Source organism: Achromobacter sp. ACM01 (assembly GCF_014851745.1).
GTDB classification, from domain to species: Bacteria; Pseudomonadota; Gammaproteobacteria; order Burkholderiales; family Burkholderiaceae_B; genus Achromobacter; species Achromobacter aegrifaciens.
This window is the reverse complement of the sequence record NZ_JACVAF010000002.1, coordinates 1040581-1056128: the sequence shown is the minus strand read 5'-3', so window position 1 is coordinate 1056128 and position 15548 is coordinate 1040581. Positions and strand designations below refer to the sequence as shown.

Sequence of the window (15548 nt, the reverse complement as noted above, 5' to 3'; positions counted from 1 at the left end):
CTCTGTGCAAGTGGGTTATTTACCGGAGAACAGCTTGATGCGGAACGCCTTGACCGACACGATGATGGGCAGCACGATGACCGTGACCAGCGCCGCGCCATAGGCCGACGCCATGCCCAGCCTGCCGCCGTCGACCTGGCGGAAGATGGCGATAGGCATGGTCTCCAGGCCGCCGCTGTAGGCGACGATGGAGGCCGACAGCTCGGAAATGGTGGTGAGCCACATCAGGATGGCTGCCGAGATGATGGACGCCTTCATGGCGGGCAGGATCACCTTGAAGAAGGTCATGAGCGGCGACACGCCCAGGCTGATCGACGCTTCCTCGATCGACTCGGGGATGTTGAACAGCACCGACGAGGCGTTGCGCACCGCGAAGGGCAGGCGCCGCACCGTGTAGCACAGCACCATGATTCCCGACGTGCCCGCCAGCACCAGCCAGCCGGTGTTGAAGGTCTGCACCAGTGCGATGCCCAGCACCGTGCCGGAAATGGTCAGGGGCAGCACGACGATGTAGTCCAGCACCTGGGTCGAGGCGCTGCGCTTCTTGATCGTCAGATAGCTGACCAGCACCGCGAAGGCCACGCCCAGCACCGTGGCCAGCGAGGCGAACTTGAGCGAGTTCAGGATGGGCTCCGGCGCGCCATGCAGCGCGCGCTGCATGCTGGCCAGCGACCATTGTCCCCATTGCATGACCGGGCCGCTGGTCTTGGTGAAGGCAGCGATGAAGACCACGATCAGCGGCAGCAGCGAAATGAAGATGATCAGGCCGACACCGCTGGTGTAGAGCAGGGCGGTCCAGGAGCGCACGCGGGTAGCGGCCGGCGCGCGCCCCTGCGTCATGGTGTAGACCTTGCGTTCGACCACGCGTTTCTGGAAGAACAGCACGATGGCGACGATGGCAATGGACACCACCGACATCGCGCTCTGCAGGGTCGGGCTACCGCCCATTTCGCTGACAAAGGTGTTGTACGTCATGACCGACAGCAGCGGCACGCGGCTGCCCAGCAGCATGGCCAGCGCGAAGTTGCCCACCACCAGCGTGAACACCACCAGCGCGTTGACCAGGACCGCCGGCAGCAACACCGGCACCAGGACGCGCAGCTTGGTCAGCAACGGCGGCGTGCCCAGGCTCAGGCCCGCTTCTTCCAGCTGGCCGTCGAAGCCGCGCAGCGCCGCCAGCACGCCCAGGTAGATGTAGGTGTAGTAGACCAGCGTCATGGAGAACACCATGCCGGTCCAGCCGTAGAACGAGGGCAGCGAAATGCCGGCGTCGCCCAGCAGGTTGGTCAGGATGCCGTTATTGCCCAGGATCAGCAGCCAGGACTGGCCCACGATGATCTCGGGGATCACGATGGTCAGCACCGGCAGGATCGCCACCAGGTTCTTCAGCGGAAAGTCGAAGCGCGCCACCATGTAGGCGAAGGGCACGCCCACCAGCACCGTGCAGGCCGTGACCGCCAGGCCCAGGATCAGGGTATTGCCGAAGGCCTCGACGTATTGGGAGTCGGCCAGCAGGGCCTTGAAGCCCTCCAGCGTGAAACCGCCATCCTGCCCGGTGACGCTGTTGCTGAATAGCACGGCCAGCGGGTAGAGCACGAAGAACAGCAGCAGGGCCAGGCTGATTGCCGTCAGGACGCCCCAGGGCCACCATTTGATTTTCATGGTCGGCGCGTCCTCAGGCGTTGACGACGCGGCTGTCGGCGGGAATCAGCACCTGCACGGCTTCGCCGGGCTGGAACTGCGCCACCATGTTGCCGGCATGCAGCTCGACGCGGATCTCGGAGCCGTTGTCCAGCGCAATGCGGTATGCGGTCTTGAAGCCCAGGTATTGGCGTCGCAGCACCTTGCCCGGCAAGGTATTGGGCACGTAGGGAGCGGGCGCCATCAGGGCCAGCTCTTCCGGGCGCGCGATCAGCACACCCTTGCCGTCCAGCTGGTCGCTGCCTTGCACGCCGTCAAAGCCCAGGCCGCAGATCTCGTAGCGCACATGGCCGGCGGGGGCGCCGGCCTGGCCGTTGCGGGCGGGCACGGGGATCACGTTGGCCGAACCGATGAAGTCCGCGACGTAGGCGTTTACCGGCGTGCCGTAGAGTTCTTCCGGCGTGCCCAGCTGGGCGATGTCGCCGCGGTCCATGATGGCGATGCGGTCGGACATCGCCAGCGCTTCTTCCTGGTCGTGCGTGACGAACACGGTCGTGATGCCGGCCTCGCGCACCAGGTCCAGGATCACGTCGCGCATCTGCAGGCGCATCTTGGCGTCCAGGTTGGACAGCGGCTCATCCATCAACAGCACGCGCGGCCGGATCACCAGCGCGCGCGCCAGCGCCACGCGCTGGCGCTGCCCGCCGCTCATCTGCGCCGGATAGCGTTCGGCCAGCGTCAGCAGCCCGACCTTGTCCAGCGCCTCGTTCACGCGCCGCGTGATCTCGGCGCGCGCCACGCCGCGGGCGCGCAGGCCGTAGGCCACGTTGTCGAACGCGGTCTTGTCGGGGAACAGCGCATAGTCCTGGAACACCATGCCGATATCGCGGCGGTGCGCGGACACGTGGGTCACGTCGTCCTGGTCGAACAGCAGGCGTCCGCCGTCGGGAGCATAGAAGCCCGCAATGCAGCGCAGCAGCGTGGTCTTGCCGCAGCCGCTGGGGCCCAGCAGCGTGTAGAACGCGCCGTCGGGGATGTGCAGCGACAGATTGCGCAGCACTTGCTGCCCGCCGAAAGTCTTGACGATGCCGTCTACGGTGATTGATGCCATGTTTCGCTTCCTGCCTGAGGTTGCGGGCATCATAGAAACGCGCTGGGCGCCCGACCAGCGGTGTTTTTTAAGGGTAGTCGTTAGTTTTTCTAAGAGGTCGGCGCGCGGGCTATCACCTAGAATGCGGCTGGATAGGACAGGCGCGCGCAAGCAGCGCCGACAAAAAAATAGACGACAAGGGAAAACGTGGGAAAGAGCAGCACAGCGCGGCGCCGGGCCGGCGCGCGGGCGGGCCGCAACTGAGATGGCGGGGCAGAGCCTGCCGCCGCTGAAGGCCTTGCGCGTGTTCGAAGCCGCGGCGCGTCTGCGCAGCTTCACCGCGGCCGCCGACGAACTGAGCATCACGCATAGCGCGGTCAGCCAGCAGATCCGCATACTCGAAGAGTACGTGGGGCAGCCTCTGTTCGCGCGGGAGGCGCGCGGCGTGGCGCTGCTGCCTTGCGCCCAGGCCTACTTTCCGGAAATCCAGGCCAGCCTGGAACGCATCGCGGCCGCGACCGCCAAGCTGAAATCGCCCGCCTACGGCGGCGTGCTACGCGTCTGCGCCACGCCGTCGCTGACCATGAAGTGGCTGATCCCGCGCCTGTCGGCGTTCCAGGCCCGGCATCCGGGCGTGGACGTGCAGCTCACCACGCAAGGGCGGTCGTTCCTGGACCGCGGCGGCGACACGGGCAGCGACGTGCTGATCCGCCACGGCTACATGGCGCATTCGGACCTGACCTGCGTGCACTGCCTGGACGACTTCCACGTGCCGGTGGCATCGCCGCGCTTCATCGAGCGCAACCGCCTGGCCGCGCCCGCGGATTGCCTGGGGCATCCGCTGCTGAAGATCGCGGGCGGCATGGACCACTGGCCGCGCTGGTTCGCGCTGGCCAAGGTGGACGTGCCTGCGCAATTGCCGGGGCCGGTGTTCGACCACCAGTTCCTGTGCATGCAGGCCGCCATGAACGACCTGGGCATCGCCTTGGCGCCCTGGTGCCTGCTGGAAGACGACATCCGCGCCGATCGCCTGCGCCCGCTGTTCGACGGCCCGCAGCTGCCGAACGCCGGCATCCACGCGCTGTACCGCCAGGACGGCCCGGCCGCCGCGTCGGCGCTATTGTTCATCGAGTGGTTGCGCGAGCAAGGGCGCGACCCCTCACATACTGCATAGACCAAGGATCCCCCATGCATTCCGCCTCTACGACACCCGGCCTTTCCTGGCGCGGCATTACGCCTCCGCTTGCGCTCACGGACTACAAACTCATCGCCTTCGACATGGACTCGACGCTGATCTCGATCGAGACGCTGGACGAAATGGCGGACCTGATGGGCAAGAAGGCCGAGGTGGCGGCGCTGACGGAAGCCGCCATGAGCGGCGAGATCAAGGACTACAAGCAGAGCCTGCGCGAGCGCGTGGCGCTGCTGGCAGGCATGCCGGAAGCGGCGCTGGACGAGGTCTATGAGCAGCGTGTGCGCATCAATCCGGGCGCCGAAACGCTGATCGCGGCGTGCAAGGCCGCGGGCCTGACCTGCCTGCTGGTGACTGGCGGCTTTACCTGCTTCACCGACCGGCTGCGGGTGCGACTGGGGCTGGACGACGTGCGCGCCAATGTGCTGGAAATCGTGGACGGACGCCTGACCGGCCGGCTGCTGCCGCAAGCCTGGGGCGACATCTGCGATGGCGAGGAAAAGCGCCGCAAGCTGCTGGAAGTGTGCGCGGCGCTGGGCGTGGGGCCGGAGCGCGCCATCGCCGTGGGCGACGGCGCCAACGACCTGCCGATGATGCGGGCGGCGGGCCTGTCGGTGGGCTACCGCGCCAAACCGGCCGTGCGCGAGGAGGTCAATGTCGCAATCGACGAAGGCGGCCTGGACCGCCTGCTGGAGCTGATGGCGCGCTAGCGCCGGGGCTCAAGCCAGCCCGCGGATTTCCACGGCCGGATCGGTGTCGGCTTCATAGTCGACGCCTTCGATTTCGAAGCCGAACAGGCGCAGGAAGTCCTGCTTGTAGCCCGCGAAGTCCGTCAGCTGGTAGATGTTGTCGTTGGTGACCTGGCCCCACAGCGCCTGCACGCGGGCCTGCACCTCGGGATCCAGTTCCTTGTAGTCGGCGCGCAGGCGTCCGTCCTGGTCCAGGATCGGCGTCTTGCCGCACAGGCTGTCGCGGTACAGGCCATAGACCTGTTCGATGCAGCCCTCGTGCGTGCCGGCCTCCTTCATGGTCTTGAACAGCAGCGACAGGTAGAGCGGCATCATGGGGATCGCCGAGCTGGCCTGCGTCACCACCGCCTTGAGCACCGACACGCGGGCGTCGCCGCCGCGCGCGGCCAGCTTGGCGCGGATCTCCAGCACCTTCTGGTCCAGATCCTTCTTGGCGGCGCCGATCGAGCCATTCCAGTAGATGTCGTGGGTGATCTTCTCGCCCAGGTAGGTGAAGGCCGTGGTGGTGGCGCCTTCGGCCAGCACGCCGGCTTCCAGCAGCGCGTCTATCCACATCTGCCAGTCTTCGCCGCCCATGACGGCGACAGTCGCGTCGATCTCGGCCTGGGTGGCGGGTTCCAGCACGGATTCCTTGACCACTTCGCGGTCGGTGTCCAGGCCGCGCAGGTTGACCGCCTGGCCGATGGGCTTGAGGGTCGAATTGAAGACTTCGCCGGTTTTCGGGTGCGTGCGGCGCGGCGCGGCCAGGCTGTAGATCACCTGATCGACCTGGCCCAGATCCTGTTTGATGAGGTCTATGGTCTTGCGCTTGATTTCGTCGGAGAAGGCGTCGCCGTTGACGCTCTTGGCATAGAGTCCGGCGGCGTGGGCCTGCTCGTGGAACTCCGCCGTGTTGTACCAGCCCGGCGTGCCGGCCTTGGCGGCGTCGCCCGGCCGCTCGAAGAACACGCCCAGCGTCTGCGCGCCACAGCCAAAGGCCGCGCTGATCCGCGCCGCCAGGCCATAGCCGGTCGATGCGCCCAGCACCAGTACGCGTTTCGGCCCGCCAGCTATCGGCCCCTGGGCGCGGACGTAGTCGATCTGGTTGCGGACGTTGGCGGCGCAGCCGGCCGGATGGGTGGTGACGCAGATGAAACCGCGCACGCGGGGCTTGATGATCATGGGAGCCTCGATTCGGGGAAATGCCTGGATCGCCCATGCGCGAAAGCGCAAAAAGCGACCCGCATTGTACGGGAGGCGGCGCCTGCGCGCTGCCGGCTCAGCGTGCGTCGGCCCCGGCCAGCGGCGCGGCCTGGGCGCGGCTGCGGCGCCATTCGATCAGGCCGATGCCTATGCCGCTGGCGCAGATGATGGCGATGCCCAGCCAGGTCAGCGGGTCCGGGAAGTGGCCCCAGACCAGCCAGCCGACCGAGGTGGCGCTGATGATCTGCAGGTAGACGAAGGGCGCCAGGGTGGAAGCGGGCGCGCGGCGGTAGGCGGCGATCTGGAACAGATGGCCCAGGCCGCCGGTGATGCCGGTGGAGATCAGCACAACCCAGTCCAGCGGCGCCAGGGCCTTGAGCACGGGCAGGGCAGGCGGCAGGATGAAGGGCAGGGACAGGGTCAGGCAAAGCGTGCCGACGGCGCCGCTCCAGATCAGCGAGGTAAACGGGTCGTCGCCCGCCACGCGCCGCGTGGCGATGAACTGCACGGCGAAGCAACAGGCCGTGAGCAGGCCGAACACCGTGCCCACCGGATCCAGGCCGCCGCCCGGGCGGATCACGATGATCACGCCGATGAAGGCGATGCCGGCGGCCACGAAGCGCGACAGGTGGGCGGGTTCCTTGAGGACCCAGGGCGCGGCGGACAGCACCAGCAGCGGCGCCAGGAAGTTGATGGCGGTGGCCTCGGCCTGCGGGATGTAGCTCAGCGTGGTGAAGAACATCAGCGTGGCCAGGAACATCGAGCCGCCGCGCAGGATCTGTTCGCGCGGCTTCTTGCTGCGAAAAACGCCCAGGCCGCGCGCGGGCAGCACCAGGGCCAGCACCAGCGCCAGGTGCACGGCATAGCGGAACCACGACAGCACCAGCAGCGGCACGCCCGCATTCATGACCCACTTGCCGCTGGCATCCAGGCACGACAGCGTCCACATCGACAGCACCAGCAACAGCACCCCCATCATCGGGCCGCTGGAAGCGGGCGCTGAGCGGCGCGTGCGACCGTCATCGGCCGGGGTCATCGACAAACTCCTTTGTTGGCTGAAACGCCGGTTTGCAGGTACCGGGCGGCTGCCATGATACGCTCATCGCGCCGGGGGAACAGGCTCATGATAGAACTACGCAACATCGAAACTTTTTTTTGGGTGGCCACGCTGGGCAGTTTTCGCGCCGCGTCGGAGAAACTCAACACCACCCAGCCTGCGGTATCGCAGCGCATCGCCTCGCTGGAGGCCGACCTGGGCGTGCTCCTGTTCGAGCGCGAGGCGCGCGGCGTGAAGCTGACCGCCAAGGGGCATGAACTGCTGTCGCATGCCGAACGCATGCTGCAGGTGCGGCGCGACATGTTCGAAGCCGCGCGCGAGCAAAACGTCATGAGCGGCACCGTGCGCATCGGCGTGGCCGAGACCATCGTGCAGACCTGGCTGCCCACGCTGATCGAGCTGATCCATTCGAACTATCCGGCGCTGGTGCTGGAAATAGAGGTGGACACGACGCATGTGCTGCGCTCGCACCTGATGTCGCGCCAGATCGATCTGGCCTTCCTGATGGGGCCGGTGCTCGAGGCGCGTGTGGAAAACCTGCCCCTATGCACCTATCCGCTGGCTTGGGTCGCCAGCCCCCTGTTGGATCTGGGGCCGGAGCCGCTGACATTGGAGCGGATAGGCAAGCTGCCCATCATCACCTATCCCTCCAACAGCGCGCCTTACCGCGTGGTGCGCGACATGCTGACTCGCGCCGGTGTGACGTCGCCGCGCATGTACGGCAGTGCGTCGATGTCGATGGTGGTGCGGATGACGCAGGACGCCATCGGCACCAGCGTCATCGCGCCGGTGTTCCTGGGCAAGGAGCTGGCGCGCGGCGAATTGCGCATCCTGCGCGTGGAGGCGGATCCTTTGCCGGAACTGAGCTTCACGGCTACCTGGGTGCAGGGGCCGGATAGTCACGCGGTACGGGTCATCGCGCAGATGGCGCAGAAGGTGGCCGAGCAGGCTGCGGACGGGATTCCGCTCTAGGTGTTTACCCCAGCAGGGGCTGCGCCGCCGGCCGTAGCGGCCGTGCGACGCGGCCACGTTGCGACGCGCCCAACTGCCCGCCAAGCCGCGCCACCGCGTCGTTTGCGCGAAACGCGGGGCGCTTGCCGCACGAGACCAAAGAAAAATTTATACCCCCGTATCGCAACATACGATTGGACGCTCCGCGCCCCTGACGCTGCAATGGCGCCACATCAATAACGATCGCCTGGATGCATAGAGCGGGGGAAAGCATGAACCAGCGTATGTCCCATTCCCGGAACCGGGCGGCAAGCCATGCCGCGCAGGCGCGACGCGCGCCGCTGCGCGGCTGATCTCCAGACTCTTCGATTGCCACCGCGCGCCGCCAGGATAACGGGATCCGGCGCGCGGCATACCATCCCGCCAGCCAGGAGTTTTGTCCATGAAGAAGTCGCTAGTTTTCGCCGCCGTCGCCGCCAGCTTGTTGGCCGGCGCCGTCCAGGCCCAGGACCTCCCCAAGACCCAGTTGAAAGTCGTGGGCGGCCTGAGCAACCTGACCGCCTACAACGATTACGAAAAGCCGTTCTGGACCAAGACCATCCCCGAGCTGTCCAAGGGCCAGGTCACGGCCGACATCAAGGGCTTCAACGAAATGGGCTTGAAGGGCCCCGAATTGCTGCGCCTGATGTCGCAGGGCGTGGTCGAATTCGGCACCGCCACCCTGGCGTACTTCGCCAGTGACAATCCCATCAACGAAGCGATCGACCTGGCCGGCCTGGCGCCCGACGTCAAGACCGCGCGCGCCGTCACCGACGCGTTCGAACCGGTCTACGCCAAGCTGTATGGCGAGGGCAGCAACGTCAAGCTGCTGGGCATTTCCACCTATCCCGCGCAGGTGCTGTTCTGCAACGCCGAAATCAAGGGCCTGGCCGACATCAAGGGCAAGAAGGTCCGCACCAGCAGCCGTACCACCGCCGAGTTCGTCGAAGCGCTGGGCGGCTCCAGCGTGACCATGGCCTTCGGCGAAGTGGTGCCGGCGCTGCAGAACAAGGTGGTGGATTGCGCCATCACGGGTTCGCTGTCCGGCTATTCGGCCAAGTGGTACGAAGTGTCGACCCACCTGGTCGCGCTGCCGATCAACTGGAACCAGCAGATCCACGCCGTGAACCAGAAGGCCTGGGACAAGCTGGATCCCAACGTGCGCACTTTCCTGCAGACCAATGTGAAGACGCTGGTCGACAACATCTGGGACGCCGCCGCGCGCCAGACGCAGGAAGGCTATGACTGCAACACGGGCGCTGCCGCTTGCCCGTTCCCGGTCAAGGGCAAGATGGTCCTGGTCCAGCCCTCGGATGCTGACCGCGCGCTGCTGAAGAAGGTCACCGAAGAAGCCGTGCTGCCGAAGTGGGCCGCGCGCTGCTCGGCCCAGTGCGTGAAGGACTTCAACGCCACCATCGGCAAGACGCTGGGCGTGGTGGCGAAGAAGTAGTCTCCCCCCCGAAGCGCTACCGCGCTTCCCCCCCAGGGGGGCATGCCTGCGGACCGGCGGAGCCGGATCCGCGGCATCCCGATCGGGGGAGGGGGGCGATGGATCGGGAGAGCTGGCTCCGTGGGGCGTCCCGATAGGGCGGTTCTCGACATAGCTGGGGCGGCGATGTGTGCCTGGCCCTGCAAAGGTTTTACTCATGACTCAATCTGAACACTTCCGCCTGCTGGGCGGGCTATTGCGGCGCGCCGAGAGCTTTTCGCGCTTGGCCGTGTGGGCCGGCGGCGCGCTGACGGTGGCCAGCGTGCTGCTGATCTCGTTCGATGTGCTGGCCCGCAAATTCCTGGGCTTCACGACCGGCGGCGCGGACGAGCTGTCCAGTTATGCCTTCGCCATCAGCACGTCCTGGGCGCTGGCGTTCGCCACGTTGCAGCGCGCCAATGTGCGCGTGGACGTGGTCTACCAGTACATGCCGGTGCGCGTTGCGGCCGTGCTGGACTGGATTTCCATGGTGGCCCTGGCGGTCTTCATGGTGTACCTGACTTACTACGCGTCGGAGGTGGTGCAGACCTCCTGGGCGCAGAAATCCGCGGCCAATACGCCGCTGGCCACGCCGTTGTGGATTCCGCAGGGCCTGTGGCTGCTCGGCCTGGGCTGGATGTGCATCACCGTCGCGCTGATGCTGGCGCGCGCTTCCGCCGCGCTGGTCACGGGCGATATCGAACTGGTCAGGAGCATTTGCGGCGTGCGTTCGGCGCAGGAAGAAGCCGACGAGGAAGCCGCCGCCGGCGAGCGCATGGTGAAGGGAGAGGCCGCATGATTTCCACCGCATTGATACTGCTTCTGGTGCTGATCGGCCTGTCCATTCCGGTGGGCGCGGCGCTGGGCGTGCTGGGCCTGATCCTGGACCCGCTGTTCTCCATGCTGCCGCTGACGCGCGCCATCGGCGAAGTTTCCTGGAGCACCAACAACGAATTCCTGCTGGTGGCGATTCCGCTGTTCATCATGCTGGGCGAGGTGCTGCTGCGTGCGGGCTTCGCCGAACGCATGTATGGCGCGATGAGCCTGTGGCTGTCGTGGCTGCCGGGCGGACTGATGCACGCCAACATCGGCGCCTCGACGCTGTTCTCGGCCACCTCGGGCTCCAGCGTGGCGACTGCCGCGACGGTCGGCACCGTGGCGATCCCGCAGATCCGCAAGTACGGCTACAACGAGCCGCTCTTCCTGGGCAGCCTGGCCGCCGGCGGCACGCTGGGCATCCTGATCCCGCCTTCGATCAACCTGGTCATCTATGGCGTGCTGACGAATTCCTCGGTGCCCAAGCTCTACCTGGCCGGCATCATCCCGGGTTTCGCGATGGCCGCGCTGTTCATGCTGACGGTGGTCATCGCCTGCGTCGCCAAGCCGTCCTGGGGCGGCAAGAAGATCCAGGCGACCTGGGGCCAGCGCTTTGCCAGCCTGGTGCATCTGGCGCCGCCCATGGGGATCTTCTTCCTGGTGGTGGGTTCCATCTACGCCGGCCTGGCCACGCCGACCGAGGCGGCCGCGCTGGGCGTGCTGGGCGCGTTCATCCTGGCGGCCTGGTTCCGCCGCCTGTCGTGGTCGATGCTGCGCGAGGTCATGGAAGGCACCATGCGCTCCACGGCCATGATCATGCTGATCGTGGTGGCGGCCAGCTTCCTGAACTTCGTCATGTCCGCGACCGGCCTGACCGATGCGCTGACCAAGTCGATCACGGGCCTGGGCCTGTCGCCCGGCTGGATGCTGCTGATCGTGGTGATTTTCTACCTGGTGCTGGGCTGCTTCATGGAAACGCTGTCCATGATGATCACGACCATCCCCATCGTGGCGCCCATCATGATCGGCCTGGGTTTCGACCCCATCTGGCTGGGCATCGTCATCATCATCCTGGTCGAAGCCGCCTTGATCACGCCGCCCGTGGGCCTGAACCTGTTCGTGGTGCAGAGCCTGCGCAAGAGCGGTTCCATGAGCGCGGTCATCATGGGCAGCCTGCCGTTCGTGGCCGCTATGTTCGTGATGCTGGCGTTGCTGGCCTTCTGGCCGGACGTGGCGCTGTGGCTGCCGCGCGTGTTCGGCTGACCTTCGTTCCCTAGACATTCCGGGGCGCGGCGAACCGCCGCGTCCTTCATCCCCTTATTCTCAGCAGGACAGATATGAAAGCCGTATTCCAGATCGAAGACTCGCAACCCCGCCAGGTGGAAGTGGAGTTCAACACCCTGATCGTCGCCGGCTGGGCCGGACGCGACATGGCCGCGATCGAGCACCACATCGAAGAACTCGCCGCCATCGGCGTGCCGCGCCCCAGCAGCGTGCCGCTGTACTACCGCATCGCCGACAACCAGCTGACCCAGAAGGAAACCGTGCAGGCGCTGGGCGAAGATTCGTCGGGAGAAGTCGAGACCTTCGTGTTCTCCGTGGACGGCGAAATGTACGTCAGCATCGCGTCCGACCATACCGACCGCAAGCTGGAAACCTATAGCGTGGCGATGTCCAAGCAGGTCTGCGTCAAGCCCGTGGCCACGAGCGCCTGGCGTCTGGCCGACGTGGCGGACTACTGGGACGAGCTCATCATCCGTTCCTACATCGTCGAGAACGGCGTGGAAGTGCTGTACCAGGAAGGCCCGCTGGCGTCGCTGCGCACGCCGCAGGACCTGATCGCAGGCTATACCGGCGGCGCCACGGTGCTGCCGGCCGGCGCGGGCATGACCTGCGGCACGGTGGGCGCGATCGGCGGCATCCGCGCCGCGGCCGACTTCACCATGGAGTTGCACGATCCGCGGCGCCAGCGCAGCCTGCGCCACCGCTATCATGTCGAGACGCTCCCCGTGGTGGCCTGATTCAGGCCCCAGGCGCTGATCGCCAGGCGTGCCCGCTGGCGCGCCCGTTTGCACTCAAGCCGCAAGACGGCACTAGGATGACTATGGTTCCGACTTTGAATGATCTGACCCAGGCCCTGCAAGAGGGCCGCAGCACCTCCGTGGAACTGACGCAGGCGGCGCTGGCCCGCGCGCAGGACGAAGCGGGCGAGGGCGCCCGCGCGTTCACCCGCCTGTACGCCGAATCGGCATTGGCGCAGGCGCAAGCCTCCGACACGCTGCGCGCCGCCGGCATCGTCCGCTCCGCGATCGAGGGCCTGCCCATCAGCATCAAGGATCTCTTCGACGTCGAAGGCGAAACCACGATGGCGGGCTCGGTGGCCCGCGAGGGCGAACCGGCGGCCGACGCCGACGCCGAAGTCGTGCGCCGCCTGATCGCCGCAGGCGCGGTCATCATCGGCCGCACCAACATGACCGAATTTGCCTATTCGGGCCTGGGCATCAATCCCCATTACGGCACGCCCCTGAACCCCTACGACCGCGCCACCGGCCGCATCCCGGGCGGCTCGTCCTCGGGCGCCGCGGTGTCGGTTGCCGACGGCATGTCGGCCGCGGCCATCGGCTCGGACACCGGCGGTTCCGTGCGCATTCCGGCCGCGCTGTGCGGCCTGACGGGCTTCAAGCCCAGCGCCTGGCGCGTCTCCATGGAAGGCGTGCTGCCGCTGTCGGCCAACCTGGACTCCATCGGCCCGATCGCCGCCAGCGTGCGTTGCTGCGCCGAGCTGGACGCCATCCTGTCCGGGGACGGCGGCCCGGTGCCGGAAGCGGCCGTGCTGCACGGCCTGCGCCTGGCCATCCCGACCACGCTGGCGCTGGACGCCATGGACAAGCATGTCGCCGACAGCTTTGCAGTCGCCGTCAGCCGCCTGAAGGCCGCCGGCGCCCTGGTCGAAGAGATTGCGATTCCGGAATTCGCCGAACTGGCCGCCATCAACGCCAAGGGCGGCTTCACCGCCGCCGAGGCCTGGGCCTGGCACCGCGACTTGATCGCCCGCGCCGGCAAGCGCTATGACCCGCGCGTGGTGTCGCGCATCATGCGTGGCAAGGACATGAGCGCGGCCGACTACCTGGACCTGCTGGATGCGCGCGAAGCCTGGGTCGCGGCGGTGGACCGGCGCATCGCCGGCTACGACGCCCTGATCATGCCGACCACGCCCATCGTGGCGCCGGCGGTGGCCGACCTGCAGGCCTCGGACGAGGCCTACTACGCCGCCAATGGCCTGATCCTGCGCAATCCGACGCTGATCAATTTCCTGGATGGCTGCGCGCTGTCGCTGCCTTGCCATGCCGCAGGCACGGCGCCGGTGGGCCTGATGATCGCGGGCAGCAACGGCGCCGACCGCCGCATCCTGAGCATCGGCCTGGCGGTGGAAGCGCTCTACGCCGGCCAGTGACGCGCAGCGGGGGCGGGCGGCAGCCGCCGGGCCCGCCCCGGGCGCTAAGATGGCGGCTGCATAGCCGGATGCCGCCGCCATGATCGATCTGCGCAATATCGAAACGTTCTTCTGGGTCGCCACCCTGGGCGGTTTCCGGGCGGCCGCCGAAAAGCTGAACGCCACCCAGCCCGCCATTTCCCAGCGCATCGCGTCGCTGGAATCCGATCTGGGCGTGCGCCTGTTCGACCGCGATGCGCGCGGTATCAAGCTGACGGGCAAGGGACGCGAACTGCTGTCGCACGCCGAGCGCATGCTGCAGATGCGGCGCGACATGCAGGAGGCCGCGCGCGCCAAGAGCGTCATGAGCGGCATGTTGCGGCTGGGGGTGTCGGAAACCATCGTCCATACCTGGCTGCCGACCCTGATGGAGTATCTGCACGACGTCTATCCGGCGCTGATGGTCGAGATCCAGGTGGATACGACCACCGTGCTGAAGACGCAGCTCGCTTCGCGCCAGATCGACTTGGCGTTCCTGCTCGGGCCGATGGAAGAGCCGCGCATCGAAAACCTGTATCTCTGCAACTACCCGCTGAGCTGGGTGGCCAGTCCCAAGCTCAAGGTGGGGCGCCAGCCCATCCCCTTGAAGCGGCTGGCCGAATGGCCCGTCATCACCTATCCGTCCACCACCGACCCGCATCGCGCCGTGCGCCAGCTGTTGCAGCAGGCCGGCGTGGAGGCGCCGCGCATGTACGGCAGTTCGGCGCTCAGCGTCATCGTGCGGATGGCGCAGGACGGCATCGGCACCGCGGTCATCGCGCCCGTCATCCTGCACAAGGAGCTGGCGCAAGGCGAATTGCGCATCCTGGACGTGAAGGCGCCGGCCTTGCCGCCGCTGCACTACACCGCCTGCTGGATGCAGGGGCCGGACAGCCAGATACCGCGCGCGGTGGCCGAAGCAGCGCAGCAGATCGCGCGCGAAGAGGCGCTGCGCCATCCGGCATAACCCTGATAAGTAATTTTGATCGGGGTCTATCGCAACTTGTGATTGGACGCTGCTGCGCGGTTCCTGTGCAATGTCCCCATACTTGAATCGTCATTGAAGGGATGGACATGCATACGAACCCTGCCGCGCGCACTAGCGTGGAATTGGCCCGCCAGGCGCGCCTGGATGCGCGCAGCGGCAAGCTCACCGGCCCCACCGCCAACCTGGCGCCCGGCCATGTACAGGCCAACCTGGCTATCCTGCCGCGCGCGCTGGCGGCGGATTTCCTGCATTTCTGTCAACGCAATCCCAAGCCCTGTCCCTTGCTCGCCATGTCCGAACCCGGCGATCCCGCTGTGCCGGAACTGGGCCAGGACATCGACATCCGCAGCGACATCCCGCGTTATCGCGTCTGGCAGAACGGTGAGCTGGTGGCCGAGCCCACCGACGTGCGCGATCTGTGGCGCGACGATCTGGTGTCGTTCCTGATCGGCTGCTCGTTCTCCTTCGAGGAAGCGATGCTGGACAACGGCCTGCCCGTGCGCCACATCGAGCAGGGCTGCAACGTGCCCATGTACCGCACCAGCATCCCGACCCATGCCGCGGGCGTGTTCGGCGGCCCCTTGGTCGTATCCATGCGTCCCCTGAAGGCCGCGGACGCCATCCGCGCCATCCAGGTCACTTCGCGTTTTCCCTCGGTCCACGGCGCGCCGGTGCATATCGGCGACCCCGCGTTGATCGGGATTGCCGACGTCAACCGCCCGGACTATGGTGATCCGGTGGAGATACGCGAAGGCGAGATGCCTGTGTTCTGGGCCTGCGGCGTGACGCCGCAGTCGGTGGTCGCAGCCGTGCGGCCGGAGTTCTGCATTACCCACGCGCCGGGCCACATGCTGGTCACGGACCTCATCAATAGCCGGATGGCGGTGTTCTGACCGCCTGCGA

14 protein-coding genes are annotated in these 15548 nt (G+C 66.8%); 10 read left to right on the top strand and 4 right to left on the bottom strand.

The window, feature by feature from the left end; all coding sequences use genetic code 11:
* Positions 1 to 15 precede the first annotated feature (15 nt).
* Both IB268_RS13235 and IB268_RS13230 read right to left on the bottom strand, forming a co-directional pair.
* Positions 16 to 1662 carry an iron ABC transporter permease gene (locus IB268_RS13235; RefSeq protein WP_054454010.1) on the bottom strand — a complete coding sequence of 549 codons (1647 nt, stop codon included), beginning with the start codon at positions 1660 to 1662 and terminating at the stop codon, positions 16 to 18.
* A gap of 13 nt (positions 1663 to 1675) precedes the next feature.
* Positions 1676 to 2752 carry an ABC transporter ATP-binding protein gene (locus IB268_RS13230; RefSeq protein WP_054454012.1) on the bottom strand — a complete coding sequence of 359 codons (1077 nt, stop codon included), beginning with the start codon at positions 2750 to 2752 and terminating at the stop codon, positions 1676 to 1678.
* 244 nt (positions 2753 to 2996) lie between these two features.
* Between IB268_RS13230 and IB268_RS13225 the strand changes: the two genes are divergently transcribed.
* Together IB268_RS13225 and serB are read left to right on the top strand one after the other, a co-directional pair.
* On the top strand, positions 2997 to 3905 hold the full coding sequence (locus tag IB268_RS13225; protein ID WP_192354359.1) for a LysR substrate-binding domain-containing protein: 909 nt from the start codon (positions 2997 to 2999) through the stop codon (positions 3903 to 3905).
* 14 nt (positions 3906 to 3919) lie between these two features.
* Positions 3920 to 4633, top strand: coding sequence for a phosphoserine phosphatase SerB (gene serB / locus IB268_RS13220; protein WP_054454016.1), 714 nt, complete (start codon positions 3920 to 3922; stop codon positions 4631 to 4633).
* A gap of 9 nt (positions 4634 to 4642) precedes the next feature.
* Here serB and fabV read toward each other — a convergent pair whose 3' ends face one another.
* Together fabV and IB268_RS13210 are read right to left on the bottom strand one after the other, a co-directional pair.
* Entirely contained in the window at positions 4643 to 5833 is a 1191-nt protein-coding gene (fabV, locus tag IB268_RS13215) for an enoyl-ACP reductase FabV (RefSeq protein ID WP_119449673.1), read from the bottom strand.
* 97 nt (positions 5834 to 5930) lie between these two features.
* Positions 5931 to 6890 carry a DMT family transporter gene (locus tag IB268_RS13210; protein WP_192354358.1) on the bottom strand — a complete coding sequence of 320 codons (960 nt, stop codon included), beginning with the start codon at positions 6888 to 6890 and terminating at the stop codon, positions 5931 to 5933.
* An 87-nt stretch (positions 6891 to 6977) separates the two neighbouring features.
* Between IB268_RS13210 and IB268_RS13205 the strand changes: the two genes are divergently transcribed.
* The 8 genes from IB268_RS13205 to IB268_RS13170 all read left to right on the top strand — a co-directional run bounded on the left by IB268_RS13205 (position 6978) and on the right by IB268_RS13170 (position 15538).
* The gene (locus IB268_RS13205) at positions 6978 to 7883 is read left to right on the top strand and encodes a LysR family transcriptional regulator (RefSeq protein WP_054454022.1); all 906 of its coding nucleotides are present in this window, start codon (positions 6978 to 6980) and stop codon (positions 7881 to 7883) included.
* Positions 7884 to 8304: 421 nt separating this feature from the next.
* Entirely contained in the window at positions 8305 to 9351 is a 1047-nt protein-coding gene (locus IB268_RS13200; RefSeq protein WP_054454026.1) for a TRAP transporter substrate-binding protein, read from the top strand.
* Between the two features lie 196 nt (positions 9352 to 9547).
* Positions 9548 to 10168: a TRAP transporter small permease subunit gene (locus tag IB268_RS13195; protein ID WP_054454028.1), complete on the top strand. Its 621-nt coding sequence runs from the start codon at positions 9548 to 9550 to the stop codon at positions 10166 to 10168.
* Entirely contained in the window at positions 10165 to 11448 is a 1284-nt protein-coding gene (locus tag IB268_RS13190) for a TRAP transporter large permease (RefSeq protein ID WP_054454030.1), read from the top strand. Before IB268_RS13195 ends, IB268_RS13190 begins: the two co-directional genes overlap by 4 nt.
* Before the next feature lie 74 nt (positions 11449 to 11522).
* Positions 11523 to 12206, top strand: coding sequence for a DUF2848 domain-containing protein (locus IB268_RS13185; RefSeq protein ID WP_054454032.1), 684 nt, complete (start codon positions 11523 to 11525; stop codon positions 12204 to 12206).
* Positions 12207 to 12289: 83 nt separating this feature from the next.
* Complete coding sequence (locus IB268_RS13180) at positions 12290 to 13639, top strand: amidase (RefSeq protein WP_119449676.1); 1350 nt, start codon at positions 12290 to 12292, stop codon at positions 13637 to 13639.
* A 79-nt stretch (positions 13640 to 13718) separates the two neighbouring features.
* Positions 13719 to 14624 carry a LysR family transcriptional regulator gene (locus IB268_RS13175; RefSeq protein WP_088140712.1) on the top strand — a complete coding sequence of 302 codons (906 nt, stop codon included), beginning with the start codon at positions 13719 to 13721 and terminating at the stop codon, positions 14622 to 14624.
* A 107-nt stretch (positions 14625 to 14731) separates the two neighbouring features.
* On the top strand, positions 14732 to 15538 hold the full coding sequence (locus IB268_RS13170) for a putative hydro-lyase (RefSeq protein ID WP_054454824.1): 807 nt from the start codon (positions 14732 to 14734) through the stop codon (positions 15536 to 15538).
* Positions 15539 to 15548: the final 10 nt, after the last annotated feature.